We start from the raw sequence: 12,384 nt of genomic DNA, 5'->3' as shown, positions 1-12,384 counted from the left end.
GCTTGCTATGTGTTGGATCGCCGGATCATTGGCTCTTAGACGAGCTTGATCTTCTCGATGTCCTTGCGCGAGGACTCGCGATACAGTGAGAACTTGCGGCCGATGACCTGGACGACCTCGGCGTGGCAACGCTCGGCGAGCTCCTCGGCGGCCTCGCGGGCGGAAAGGCTGGAGCCATCGAGCACGGAGCACTTAACGAGCTCGTGCTTCTCCAGGTAGGCGACCGTCTGCTCGACGGTGCCCTCGTTGACATCGGACTTACCGATGATGATGACGGGGTTGAGGTGATGGGCCATGCTGCGAAGCTGCTTGACCTGTGCTCCTGTCAGTGCCATGGGTTCTCGCTTTCTATGTATGGGGCGCCCCGCGACGGGGCCTTAATTTACGTGAGCTGTCCCACGATAGCGCAGGAACGGTGCGGTGTGGAGCGCGTTTGCCCAGTTCAAAAAGAATGCGGATGCCGAGTGAGTGGGCAGTGCGGGCTGCGAACAGGCTATGAGCGGGGTGCAGAGACCGGCTCCCATGCAATAAACGCCCAACGGACCTTGCGGACGTGGTCGAGCATATAGCGTCCCTGCGGCACACCCTTGGAGCCCGGCTCACCGGCATGGGGGTTCTCAATCATGTGCTGGGCGATGTAGTCGCGCAGACGGTCGACCTTATCCTCGTTGCCATGCTCGAGCATACGGGAAAAATCTGCTACGCCCGCTTCAAGGTTATCGAAGGTATCGCGACGAGGCGATTCAAAGTACGTAACCTGCGGCAGGGCACCCATCTGAATGAGGATATTAAAAGCATACACAAAGCCATTACTGCAGGTAACCGAGGCACCGATGGCGTTCATCAGGTGCAGGTCATAGCGCGGGCTGGAGTTGGCGACCATCGTGACAGCACAACGCCGACGAGCCGTGCGGTCGAGCTTGGCAAGCGCATCTTTTAGATTGGTCGTCGTAACCGACCGACTGGCAAAGGCAACATCCACCGCTTTCGCGACCGGTCCAACCAAATCCCAATCATCATCCCAAGCAAGCTCAAGCGGCGTAATAAGATCTTCGAGCCCGTAATACTCAATGCCGGCATCAAGCGTGCCCAACATGGCAGGAGAGAAGTCGGCAGCAATCACGGAATGCCCAGCCTGAGCAAGCGGAATAGCAATCGACCCAGCCCCACACCCCATATCCAGCACGGACTCGCCGGGCTCAATCGCCAACAACTTTATAAAATCCCGGGCATAAGGAGCAGTCTCAAGCGGCCGAAAATGCCGAGCCCGTTTATCCCACTCAAAAGAATCATCAGCCCGATGCCGACCAGCTTGCAGGCGCATCCATTCGCCATTCCAATCCGCAGAAAGAAGCTCAGAGCGAGCATCCCCTTCAACCACGGGCTAACCTCCTAGCAACAAAAAAGCGACTCCTCCCAAAAGAAGAGCCGCAACCAGCATATATCAGAAAAAGAACCGTTCCAACGCCAAATCGCCCTCACAACCAAGGCGGGCAGGAGCGAAGCGACTGCCATACGGGATAGAACCCAACTGAGGTTCCGTTGTGCGGGAGCCCCGGGGAGGGCAAATATATAAGGTCGATCGCGAGTTCCGCACGAGCCGGAGAGCACTTAATGTGCTCTCCGTGCGAGTCAGGACTGTCCGAGCAGGCGACCTTATATATTTGCCCTCCCCGGGGCTCCTCGCCAGTCCCCCTCAGCTAGTTCTTCAGCGAGTTCAGCGGTGCCGGGAAGCGTCCGCCGCGGTGGGCAAGCACGGTGCCGGCGTTGGGGTTCACCGGCATGATGGGCGCACGGCCAAACAGGCCGCCATACTCGACGCAGTCGCCCACGCCCTTGCCGATGGCGGGGATCACGCGGACGGCCGTGGTCTTGTTGTTGATGACGCCGATGGCCATCTCGTCGGCGATGATGCCGGCGATGGTCTCGACCGGGGTGTCGCCGGGGATGGCGATCATGTCCAGGCCAACGGAGCACACGCAGGTCATGGCCTCGAGCTTCTCGAGCGAAAGCGCGCCGGCCTCGACGGCGGCGATCATGCCGGCGTCCTCGGACACGGGGATAAAGGCGCCCGAGAGACCGCCCACGCTGGAGCTGGCCATGACGCCGCCCTTCTTGACGGCATCGTTGAGCATGGCGAGCGCGCAGGTCGTGCCCGGGCCACCGCAGGTGCCCACGCCGATGATCTCGAGGATGCGCGCGACGGAGTCGCCGATGGCAGGCGTGGGAGCCAGCGAGAGGTCGACAATGCCCTTCTCGACACCCAGGCGATGGGCGGCCTCGCGGCTCATGAGCTCGCCGGCGCGGGTGATCTTAAAGGCGGTCTGCTTAATCTTCTCGGCGACTTCCATCATCGATGCGGAGTCGGGCAGCGTCTCCAGGGCTGCGGCCATAACGCCGGGGCCCGAGACGCCTACGTTGATGACGGCGTCGGCCTCGCCACCGCCGTGGACGGCGCCCGCCATAAACGGGGAGTCCTCGACCATGTTGGCAAAGCAGACAAACTTGGAAGCGCCGACGGAATCCTGGTCGGCCGTGAGCTTGGCGGCATCGATGATGGTCTGGGCGGCCATGAGCACAGCGTCCATGTTGATGCCGGCACGCAGGCTGGCGACGTTGACGCTGGAGCAGACGCGGCTGGTGGTGGCGAGCGCCTGGGGGATGGACTGGATGACGCGGCGGTCGGCGTCGCCGATGCCCTTCTGGACGAGCGCGGAGAAGCCGCCCAGGTAATCGATGCCGAGCGTCTCAGCCGCGCGGTCGAGGGCGTGCGCGATGGGGGTGAGGTCCTCATCCTTGCAGCACGCGGCGATCTGCGCCACCGGGGTGACGGAAACGCGCTTGTTGACGATGGGGATACCGTACTCGCGCTCGAGGTTCTCGGCGGTCTCGACCAGATGCTCAGCCGTGTGCGTCACGTGGTCGTAGATCTTCGTGCACATGCGGTCGAGGTTCTCGTCACCGCAACCCATGAGCGAAACACCCATGGTGATGGTCCTGATGTCGAGGTTCTGCTCCTCAACCATGCCGCGGGTTTCCGCGATTTCTGCGGGTGTGATCGCCATCCTTGCGCTCCTATCTGCCAAAACGAGCATAATCTTTTCTATTCTAACGTGCCGCACGTGCCAAGTGGCGCGTGCGGCACGTTTTGGTGCTCGGTTGTTTCCGTTGTGTTACTGCCCAAAGACCTCTTCGGCGATGCGCGCGCTTTCGGCGGCGTCCTTGGCGTAGTAGTCCGCGCCGATCTGCTTGGCGTATTCGGGGGTGAGTACGGCGCCGCCTACGATGATCTTGACGCCCGGCACCTCGGCATGAAGCAGCTTGATGGTCTCTTCCATGGCGACGACCGTGGTAGTCATAAGCGCCGAGAGGCCGACGAGCTTGATGTCACGCTCCTGCACGGTCTTGAGCACCTCTTGCGGGTCGACGTCGCGGCCTAGGTCAAAGACGGTGTAGCCGTAGTTATCGAGCAGCATTTTGACGATGTTCTTGCCAATATCGTGGATGTCGCCTTTGACGGTGGCCACGCAGATCTTGCCCTTGTCGGCAATCTCGCCGGCGGGCATCAGGCGCTTGATGGTGTCGAAGCCCACGCGTGCGGCCTCGGCCGAGGCCATAAGCTGCGGCAAGAAGAACTTGCCCTGGTCAAAGAGGACGCCAACCTCGTCGAGGGCGGGGATAAAGTGATTGTTGATGAGGTCCATGGCGTCGTGGTCTGCCAGCAGACGCTCGGTTTCGGCAGCGATCTCGCCTTTGCGGCCCGAGACGACCATGTGGCGGATGGGGTCGTCGTTGCCGTCGGCGCCGGCGGTGCCAGCAGCGGGCGCGGCGTCGGTCGATGCGGCCTGAGCTGCTGCCGGGTTTGCGGCGATCTTATACGGATCGGTCCAGCCGGCGTAGCGCTCGATGTATCCGGTCGAGCCCTCGTCCTCAACGCTCAACACACGATAACTGTAGACGGTATCCATAAAGCGCTTGGAACCCGGGTTCATGATGGGGGCGTCCAGGCCCGCGCCAAAAGCGGCGGCCAAAAAGACCGAGCCCAGCAGCGGGCGGGCAGGCAGGCCAAAGCTGATGTTCGACACGCCGAGTGCGCATTTAACGCCCAGGCGTTCCTTGCACAGGGACATGGCGCGTAGGATCTGCTCGGCCTGGCGTTGATTGGTCGAGGCGGTCATGACCAGGCAGTCGATGAGGATGCGGTCCGGTCCGATGCCGTAGCGGGCAGCCTCGGCCACGATGCGCTCGGCGATGGCGAAGCGAGCCTCGGCGGTATCGGGGATGCCGCCTTCGTCGAGCGTAAGGCCGACAACGTTGGTGCCGTAGTGGGCGACCAGCGGAAAGATCTCATCCATGATCTGCTGCTTGCCATTGACCGAGTTGATGATGGGCTTGCCGGCGTAGCGGCGCACGGCGGCCTCGACGGCTGCGGGGTCGGTGGAGTCGATCTGCAGCGGCAGCAGCGTGGAGCCCTGGAGCTGTTCGGTCGCCTGTTGGATGATCTTGACCTCGTCGATCTCGGGCAGGCCCACGTTGACGTCCAGAATGTCGGCGCCCTGTTCCTGCTGGCTGATGCCCTGGCTCACAACGTAGTCCAGGTCGCCGTCGCGCAGGGCCTGCTGCAGGCGCTTTTTGCCGGTGGGGTTGATGCGCTCGCCGATGACGGCGATCTTGTGGCCGTCGCAGGGAAGGTCCACGACCGTTTGGGCGCTCGTGACCGACATACTGGGCTTGCGGTGGCGCGGGCTGGGCGTGTGGTTGTCGATAAGCGTGCGCAAGACCGCCATGTGCGCCGGCGTGGTGCCGCAGCAACCGCCCACGACGCTCACGCCGTCGGCGATCATGCCGGCGACGGCCTCGGCGTATTCGGGGGCCTGGATATCAAAGACGGTGTTGCCGTCGTCGTCCACATGGGGGAGTCCTGCATTGGCCTGCACCATAACGGGCTTGTCGGTAACGGTGAGCATACGTGCTGCGAGTCCTCGGAGCTCGGCCGGTCCTTGGCTGCAGTTGATGCCCAAAACGTCGGCGCCGATGGCGTCGAGCGTGATGGCGGCCACCTCGGGACTCGTTCCCAGGAAGGTGCGACCGTCTTCCTCAAAGGTCATGGTGGCAAAGACGGGCAGGTCGGAGTTCTCGCGGCAGGCGAGGACCGCCGCCTTGATCTCGGCCAGGTCGGTCATAGTCTCGATAATAAAGAGGTCGACGCCCGCGGCGACGCCGGCGCGCACTTCCTCGGCAAAGAGGTCGTAGGCCTCGTCGAAGCTCAGGGTACCCAGGGGGCGAAGCAGCGCGCCGATGGGGCCGATGTCACCGGCGACGTAGCGGGCGCCGGCCTCGCGGGCACAGGCGACGGCCGCGGCAAAGACGTCTGCCACGGCGGCGGCACCGTCGAGCTTGTGGGCGTTGGCGCCAAAGGTGTTGGCGGTAATCACGTCGCAGCCGGCCTCGACATATTGACGTTGGATATCAGTGATAACCTGGGGCTCCTCAAAGTTGAGCAGCTCGGGCAGGGCGCCCGCCTTCATGCCAGCGGCCTGCAACATGGTGCCCATGCCGCCGTCGAACAGCAGGTGTCCCGTGCCCTCGATGGCGGCGCGCAGGCGATCGTCCTTAATGCGCAGATCGTCGATCGTGCGCGTCTTGTACGTGGCACCGTTGCGACGTGCGGCATCAACGGGTGCCGCCAGCGCGGCACCGTCCAGATCATGAGTGATAAGTATGTTTGAGCTATTCGCCATGTGCATCCATTTCGTCTAGAGCCCACTGAGGAATTTCTATTTGAAGAGATTTGTCGGGCTCGATATCTTCGATTCGCTTGTTGTAGTGGGCAAGAAGCCGTGCGACATTTAATCGAATTAGGCCTCGCTTGTAGAACGATAACTCTTCAATATTGATGCCGATAAACGATTCGAGTGCGATAACCTGTACGCGATTGCCGAGTCCCTCACTTTCGAACAGTCCGTAAGCGAAGGAAACTTTATCGTGGGGGACAACGACGATGGGCCGAATGCCATTTCGAATGTTATCTCGGCATCGATCGGTCAATTTGGCCATTGGCGATACAGTCACATGAAATGCAGCATCATTGATTTGGAAATCGCCAGAACGGTCTGTCTGCTGGTCGGCGGCGTTTGAGTTGTCTTTTCCGATTTCTATGGTTGGAAATAACATCTCTAGTTTTGCACCTACCAGGTGCTGTGCGACGGTACCCGTTGGCTTATCGGACCGTAGGCTTGCTTCGGCTAGGATATCATCGACAATGACAGAAATTGGTTTTTGAAGATCGATTTCGACTTTGATTCTCTGCCGGTTAAAGAAATCGACCTGGATTCGCTCGACGAAGAAATTGGCGATTGCATTCGCAGCTTCAAGACGAGTGTCTTCGCAAATGTCACTGGGTAGGGCAGAGTTGATAATCGTGGCAAGCTCAAGCGCCATCGGGAGTGTGCCGCGTGAGGTTCTGCCGCCCTCTGACGCGAAGGCACGCGTTTCCCCATGTCTGGCTAAAACTGTTTTGATGCATGCTCCACTTAGGCCTCGTACTTGGCTCCCCTTGTCCGATTGCACATAATCGTCGGTGAGCGGAAAACGGTTTTGCAACAGCTCGCTTATGCCTATGCCAACCGCCATGACGTTACGGTTGACGTTGCCTCGCTTGCTGCGCTTGGATTCGTACCAGAGTTCAATGGCATCCAAGATGTCTTTATCGGGCTCGCTCAAGGAGCAATTGGTCATTTCCATTATTGTCCACTCCGTTCCTTGAAGACATAAGCGCGGGTTTGACTGCATTTTTTATAAGCCAAGTGACAACTGGCACGGCAACTGCATCGCCGAATGCGTAGCGAATCTGAGCATCCGAGAAGCCGCTAAACTGACATGAGTCAACACCTTGGAGACGGGCATATTCAGTTCCAGTCATCCAGCGAACTTCTATCTTTCCGTTTTCGCATATAACGACTGCCTGTCTTGATGAGCCGCCGCGAGCCGTTCTTAGACATCCGGCAATTTCTTCTTCACGGATTTCCCAGCGCACAACGCCCGATCGCGTGCGACGGTAAGCAGTGCGAACAATTTTTTCTTTGGCATTTAAGAAGCGCTGAAGGCGCTCTGCTTGATGCGGTGCAAGTGAGTCGATAAATGCTTGTACTTGGTTTTTGTTCCACCAACGCTTGTCGTTCTCGGGAATATTTTCAACAACCGTTGCAAGGCCCGTCATGCGAAGTGGACTTGGCTCGTTTAGGTGAGAGACGTGCGTAATGAGTGAAGGGTCGGAGTGAATCCAGGAGACCTTTTCAGGACGAAGCGAGGAATCGAGTCGGCTGTTGGGAAGAGGGTTTTTTAATCCGACGACAAACATGCGGGGGCGTGACTGGGGAAGCCAGTGCCGTGCATCGATAAAATAAGCGTCGCATGAATAGCCTAAACGATTAAATTCCTGGCAAACGAGTCTAAAGTCATCACTGTTATTAGACGTGGCAAGGCCGATGACATTTTCGAGAACAAGTGCCCGCGGGGCACGATCGCCCATTCCTTCGATGGCCTTAATAAAGCCAAAGAACGCACTGGACTCTTTGCCAGAGATAAGTCCCTCCCTGTTTCCCGCGAGAGATAAGTTTGTGCAAGGGCTTGACGCCCATGCGATGTCGGCTTGGGGTATTAAGTCGGGGTCGAGTGTGTGGACATCCTGCTCGACTAGATGCTCATCGCCCCAACACTGGCCGTACATGGCGCATTTAGTATGGTCTATGTCATTTGCCCAGATTGTTTTGATTCCGGCTTTTGCCATGCCGGCACGAGCCAAGCCAATGCCTGAAAAAAACTCAAGCGCGGTTAGTTGTGGCGAGAACTGCAGAATGTTGTGCATGTACTGGCTTTCAGATAGTTGTTATTTGGAATCTTATGGTACTTGTTTGTGAGGACATCCGCTTACATACGGATGAGATTCCCTCGATACCGTGCCATCAATTGACATTTTATTCAGAATGCGAATAGCAGGTGGTGTGGGCGGCGCGGAAGCGGCAGTGCTCGCGCATGCGGCAGATATTGCAGGTGGGGCGGCTCTGGGCGTCGTGGACTTCGCCGTCGAACAGGCCGATCACCGCTGTCACGCTTTTAGTGGGCATGAGCAGGCTGGTGGGCGTGACGGTCAGGCCGATGAGCCGCGTGGCGTTGAGCGCATTGACGATCGAGCGCTGGGCCGAGAGCGGGCAGTCGCCGTAGCCGGGGCTAAAGCGCCAGTTGCCGGCGAGCCCATGAACGGCGGCGTCCATCTTGACCTGCTGGTCCATTTGCTCAACGGCGGCTTCCACGTAAGCGGAGCACGCGGCGTCGAGCACGGCGCCCTCCAGGGGATGTTGGGCTCCCGTGGTGCGCAAACGGCGCTCAGCATCCATGCCGAGAGTGCATGCCATGAGCGCGGCAAAGCGGGCGTCTTTGAGATGTCGATAGATATCACGACCGCGCAGCTCAACGTTGGTGCCGACCAGACGGATGCAAGGCTTGCCCTGTTCGTCCACGCCCGTGGCATCGACGGCAAATACGCGGCGCACGCCACGGGGCTCAATGTCCAATTCCAGGCGTTCAACGACAAGCTCAATACGTCGTGACAGTTCGGGCTCAATCTGCTGGCCGCCGTAACCCAGATACCGCAGCATCTCGGCACGGTCGACACGGGGATGGTGCGCAGCATCGACACGGTAAAGCGCCGGCGACGCAAGGTCGGCCGGCACTTCGACAGTGGTTGTATCGATGTGCGGTTTTTCCATTACCCCAGGCGCTCCATAATGGTCGCGGCGATTGCAGGACGGTTCATAGTGTACAGGTGCAGGCCGTCGGCACCGTGCTCCTTGAGGTCACAAAGCTGACGGGCGGCATAATCTACACCGGCTGCCTGCAGGCTCTCGGGGTCGTTCTCGTACTTGGCGAGAATCTTGATGACGGGGGAGGGCAGCGACGCGCCGCACATAAAGACCATGCGGCTGATCTGCGACTTGCCCATAAACGGCATAATGCCCGCGGTAATGGGCACGGTGATGCCGGCCTTGTCGGCAAGCTCGCGAAAACGGTAGAAGCACTCGTTATCAAAGAAAAGCTGCGTCACAAAGAAGCTCGCGCCGGCGTCCTGTTTTTGCTTGAGGTGTTCGACCGAGACGTTGAGGTCCTCACAGGCAATGTGGCCCTCGGGGTAGGCTGCGGCGCCCACGCAAAAGCCGGCGTCGACGAGCTCGGGGATGAGGTCGCGGGCGTAGGCGTAGTCGGAGGCGGGCTTGTCGTCCTCGGTCGCGCCGGCGGGAAGATCGCCGCGCAGGGCCAGCACGTTTTCCACGCCGGCCGAGCGATACTCATCGATCTTGGCGGCGATATCGGCATGCGACCGGCCCACGCAGGTAAGGTGTGCCACCGAGGGCGTGTCGAATTCGCTCGTAATCATATGCGCGATGGGGGCGGTGGCGGCACCGTTGCCCGAGCCGCCGGCCGAGCAGGTGACCGAGACAAAGCTCGGCGAAAGCTTGCACAGATTGCCTGCCACTTCGCGAGCCATGTCGAGGGTCAGTTCGCCCTTGGGCGGGAACATCTCAAACGAAATGGGCGCGGTGCCCTGGGATGCTGCCTGCTTAAAAACCTCGTCGACGCGCATATCGTGCTCCTCTAGATACGTAATAGTGTGATGTGTTGTAAGGATTCTACAGCACCACTGTGCCACGGTGGAGTTTCACTCGCTATTTGAGGATACCAATCAAAGATGCCTTGCTATCGGCTTTCTCTATAACAGAGCGGCTAATCTAGGCACGGACTATAAAGACTGGTATCTGATGCAAAATACCAGTTAATAGAGCTCCATCCCAAATTGACTACCCTTAAACTATGGGGAGAGGTCTGCAATTTATGCAGTTGATTGGCTGTTGAGGGTGGCAACGCCGCCTCGATAGGGTAACCTCATTGATTGGTTTCGCGACAGCAACATAACGGTAATGTCGCGGAAACACGGCGAGTCTAAGCTATGACTCGTTCGTTAGTAATCAACACCGCTTCTCACGCGGTGCCGATACGAAGGGAGTTCCGTATGGCCGAACTTACTGACCGCTTCGGGACCATGGTGTTCTCTGAGGAAGTCATGAAGGACTACCTCCCCAAGGACATTTGGAAGCGCCTTGCTGCAACCCTCGAGGGCGGTGAGCCGCTCGACCTGGATGTGGCCAACGCCGTTGCCCATGCCATGAAGGTCTGGGCCATCTCCAAGGGCGCGACGCACTACGCACATTGGTTCCAGCCTCTTTCGGGCATTACTTCCGAGAAGCACGACAGCTTCCTGGAGCCCAACCACGACGGCACCGCCATTACCAAGTTTACGGGCAAGAACCTCATCCAGGGCGAGCCGGACGCCTCCAGCTTCCCCAACGGCGGCCTGCGCGCCACCTTCGAGGCCCGTGGCTACACCGCTTGGGATCCCACCAGCCCCGCCTTTATCAAGGACGATGTCCTGTGCATCCCCACGGCTTTCTGCTCCTACACGGGCGAGGCCCTGGACAAGAAGACCCCGCTGCTGCGTTCCATGACCGCGCTCTCGCGTGAGTCTAAGCGCGTTTTGGCGCTGTTCGGTAAGACCCCCAAGAAGGTCGTTCCTTCCGTGGGCGACGAGCAGGAGTACTTCCTGATCAAGAAGGACGCTTACCGCAAGCGCAAGGACCTGGTCATCACCGGCCGCACCCTCTTTGGTGCTGCTCCATGCAAGGGCCAGGAGCTCGAGGAGCACTACTTTGGCGCTATCCGCCCCACCGTCTCGGCCTACATGAAGGACCTGGACGATGAGCTGTGGGCGCTCGGTATTCCCGCCAAGACCAAGCACAACGAGGTCGCTCCCTGCCAGCATGAGCTCGCACCGGTCTATGGCGAGGTCAACGAGGCCATCGACCAGAATCTGGTCATGATGGAGAAGATGAAGCTCATCGCCTCCCGCCACGACTTGGTCTGCCTGCTGCACGAGAAGCCCTTCGAGGGCATCAATGGTTCGGGCAAGCACAACAACTGGTCGCTTGGCACCGAGTCCGAGAATCTGCTCGATCCGGGCGACACCCCGCTCGACAACCTGCAGTTCATCGTCTTCCTCACCGCGGTGATCGAGGCCGTCGATAACTATCAGGAACTCCTGCGCGCCTCTGTTGCCTCGGCCGGCAACGACCATCGTCTGGGCGCCAACGAGGCTCCTCCGGCGATTATGTCCATCTTCCTGGGCGACCAGCTTACCGAGGTCGTCGAGAAGATCATCGATGGTAAGGCTTCCGTCCATGCCACGCGCGGCGTGCTCGACCTGGGCGCCGATACCCTGCCCAAGCTGATGCAGGACAACACCGACCGCAACCGCACCTCCCCGTTTGCCTTCACCGGCAACAAGTTCGAGTTCCGTGCCTGCGGCTCCGAGCAGAACGTCTCCGACTCCAACCTGGTGCTCGATGCCGCCGTGGCCAAGTCGCTCAAGTCCTTCGCCGACGCGCTTGAGGGTACGCCCGAGGATGAGTTCCAGGACGCCGCGCTCGAGTACTGCAAGAAGGTCCTGACCGACCACCAGCGCATCCTCTTCTCCGGCGATGGCTACTCCGACGAGTGGCCCGTCGAGGCCGAGAAGCGCGGCCTTGCCAACAACAAGACCACGGCCGACGCCCTGCCCGCCTTTGTTTCCGATAAGGCCATTGCGCTCTTTGAGGAGACGGGCGTCCTGACCAAGGCCGAGGCCCAGTGCCGCTACGATTGCAAGCTCGAGAAGTACAACAAGCTCATGAACATCGAGGCTACCACGATGGTTCGCGAGGCGCGTCGTACCTATCGCCCGGTCATTACTGCCTATGCCACCAAGGTCGCTAAGGGCCTTGAGACTATTCGTGCCGCCGGTGCCGAGGCCGCCATGCAGTGCGAGCAGAACACGCTCAACAAGCTCTGCAACGGTATCACCACCATCAACGACTCCATCAAGGCGCTCGACGCCGTGCATCAGAAGGCCGAGGGCCTCGATGGTCAGGAGCAGGCCAACGTGTATGCACACGAGGTCGTCCCCGCTATGGATACGCTGCGCGCCGCCGTGGATGCCATGGAGGAGATCGTGGCCGCCGACTACTGGCCGGTCCCGACTTACGACGACATCCTGTTCTACGTGTAGAGCGTAACTGACATATCGTCACGGTATTGAGCCGGGGTCCGCATCATGCGGGCCCCGGTTTTTGTTTGCGAAGGACGCTTTGAAGCCCGTTTTGCCGCCGACTTGCCTAGGTATAAAGGGTTGTGGACAAAAAACGTCAAATATGAGTACTGTCACAAGTCCTGTAGCATTATTTATTTGCAAAATATGTAGTGTTACGCAACATATGCCCAAGTACTTAGCCGATAAAC

The 12,384-nt window shown here is 59.5% G+C and carries 9 protein-coding genes; 1 reads left to right on the top strand and 8 read right to left on the bottom strand.

All coding sequences use genetic code 11. The features are described from left to right. Positions 1-35 precede the first annotated feature (35 nt). From DWY51_RS04685 to DWY51_RS04650, 8 genes are all read right to left on the bottom strand, one after another. The gene (locus tag DWY51_RS04685; protein ID WP_117770031.1) at positions 36-335 is read right to left on the bottom strand and encodes a YhbY family RNA-binding protein; all 300 of its coding nucleotides are present in this window, start codon (positions 333-335) and stop codon (positions 36-38) included. Between the two features lie 158 nt (positions 336-493). Further along, a complete protein-coding gene (locus DWY51_RS04680; RefSeq protein ID WP_117770030.1) occupies positions 494-1,324 on the bottom strand; it encodes a methyltransferase domain-containing protein in 831 nt (276 codons plus the stop codon). 376 nt (positions 1,325-1,700) lie between these two features. Next, complete coding sequence (locus tag DWY51_RS04675) at positions 1,701-3,065, bottom strand: PFL family protein (protein ID WP_035136908.1); 1,365 nt, start codon at positions 3,063-3,065, stop codon at positions 1,701-1,703. A gap of 108 nt (positions 3,066-3,173) precedes the next feature. Beyond that, positions 3,174-5,741 (bottom strand): homocysteine S-methyltransferase family protein, encoded by a 2,568-nt coding sequence (locus tag DWY51_RS04670; RefSeq protein WP_233504621.1) that lies wholly within the window; start codon positions 5,739-5,741, stop codon positions 3,174-3,176. After that, positions 5,731-6,744 carry a DUF4928 family protein gene (locus DWY51_RS04665; protein ID WP_158556906.1) on the bottom strand — a complete coding sequence of 338 codons (1,014 nt, stop codon included), beginning with the start codon at positions 6,742-6,744 and terminating at the stop codon, positions 5,731-5,733. The genes DWY51_RS04670 and DWY51_RS04665 overlap by 11 nt, the downstream gene beginning before the upstream one ends. Continuing rightward, entirely contained in the window at positions 6,707-7,867 is a 1,161-nt protein-coding gene (locus DWY51_RS04660; protein ID WP_117770028.1) for a DNA cytosine methyltransferase, read from the bottom strand. The genes DWY51_RS04665 and DWY51_RS04660 overlap by 38 nt, the downstream gene beginning before the upstream one ends. A gap of 109 nt (positions 7,868-7,976) precedes the next feature. Continuing rightward, complete coding sequence (locus tag DWY51_RS04655) at positions 7,977-8,768, bottom strand: hypothetical protein (RefSeq protein ID WP_117770027.1); 792 nt, start codon at positions 8,766-8,768, stop codon at positions 7,977-7,979. Beyond that, the gene (locus tag DWY51_RS04650; RefSeq protein ID WP_117770026.1) at positions 8,768-9,640 is read right to left on the bottom strand and encodes a methylenetetrahydrofolate reductase; all 873 of its coding nucleotides are present in this window, start codon (positions 9,638-9,640) and stop codon (positions 8,768-8,770) included. The genes DWY51_RS04655 and DWY51_RS04650 overlap by 1 nt, the downstream gene beginning before the upstream one ends. A gap of 426 nt (positions 9,641-10,066) precedes the next feature. Between DWY51_RS04650 and DWY51_RS04645 the strand changes: the two genes are divergently transcribed. Then, positions 10,067-12,154: a glutamine synthetase III gene (locus DWY51_RS04645; RefSeq protein ID WP_117770025.1), complete on the top strand. Its 2,088-nt coding sequence runs from the start codon at positions 10,067-10,069 to the stop codon at positions 12,152-12,154. Positions 12,155-12,384: the final 230 nt, after the last annotated feature.

The sequence above is a fragment of the Collinsella sp. AF25-2LB genome, from assembly GCF_003458415.1.
GTDB lineage: Bacteria > Actinomycetota > Coriobacteriia > Coriobacteriales > Coriobacteriaceae > Collinsella.
Note: the sequence above shows the minus strand (reverse complement) of the source record. Positions and strands in the feature narration are given on the sequence as shown.

Excerpts from the sequence above, each read along its gene's own strand:
- DWY51_RS04685 (WP_117770031.1), bottom strand. The coding sequence starts at position 335 with ATGGCACTGACAGGAGCACAGGTCAAGCAGCTTCGCAGCATGGCCCAT.
- DWY51_RS04680 (WP_117770030.1), bottom strand. The coding sequence starts at position 1,324 with ATGCGCCTGCAAGCTGGTCGGCATCGGGCTGATGATTCTTTTGAGTGG.
- DWY51_RS04675 (WP_035136908.1), bottom strand. The coding sequence starts at position 3,065 with ATGGCGATCACACCCGCAGAAATCGCGGAAACCCGCGGCATGGTTGAG.
- DWY51_RS04670 (WP_233504621.1), bottom strand. The coding sequence starts at position 5,741 with ATGGCGAATAGCTCAAACATACTTATCACTCATGATCTGGACGGTGCC.
- DWY51_RS04665 (WP_158556906.1), bottom strand. The coding sequence starts at position 6,744 with ATGGAAATGACCAATTGCTCCTTGAGCGAGCCCGATAAAGACATCTTG.
- DWY51_RS04660 (WP_117770028.1), bottom strand. The coding sequence starts at position 7,867 with ATGCACAACATTCTGCAGTTCTCGCCACAACTAACCGCGCTTGAGTTT.
- DWY51_RS04655 (WP_117770027.1), bottom strand. The coding sequence starts at position 8,768 with ATGGAAAAACCGCACATCGATACAACCACTGTCGAAGTGCCGGCCGAC.
- DWY51_RS04650 (WP_117770026.1), bottom strand. The coding sequence starts at position 9,640 with ATGCGCGTCGACGAGGTTTTTAAGCAGGCAGCATCCCAGGGCACCGCG.
- DWY51_RS04645 (WP_117770025.1), top strand. The coding sequence starts at position 10,067 with ATGGCCGAACTTACTGACCGCTTCGGGACCATGGTGTTCTCTGAGGAA.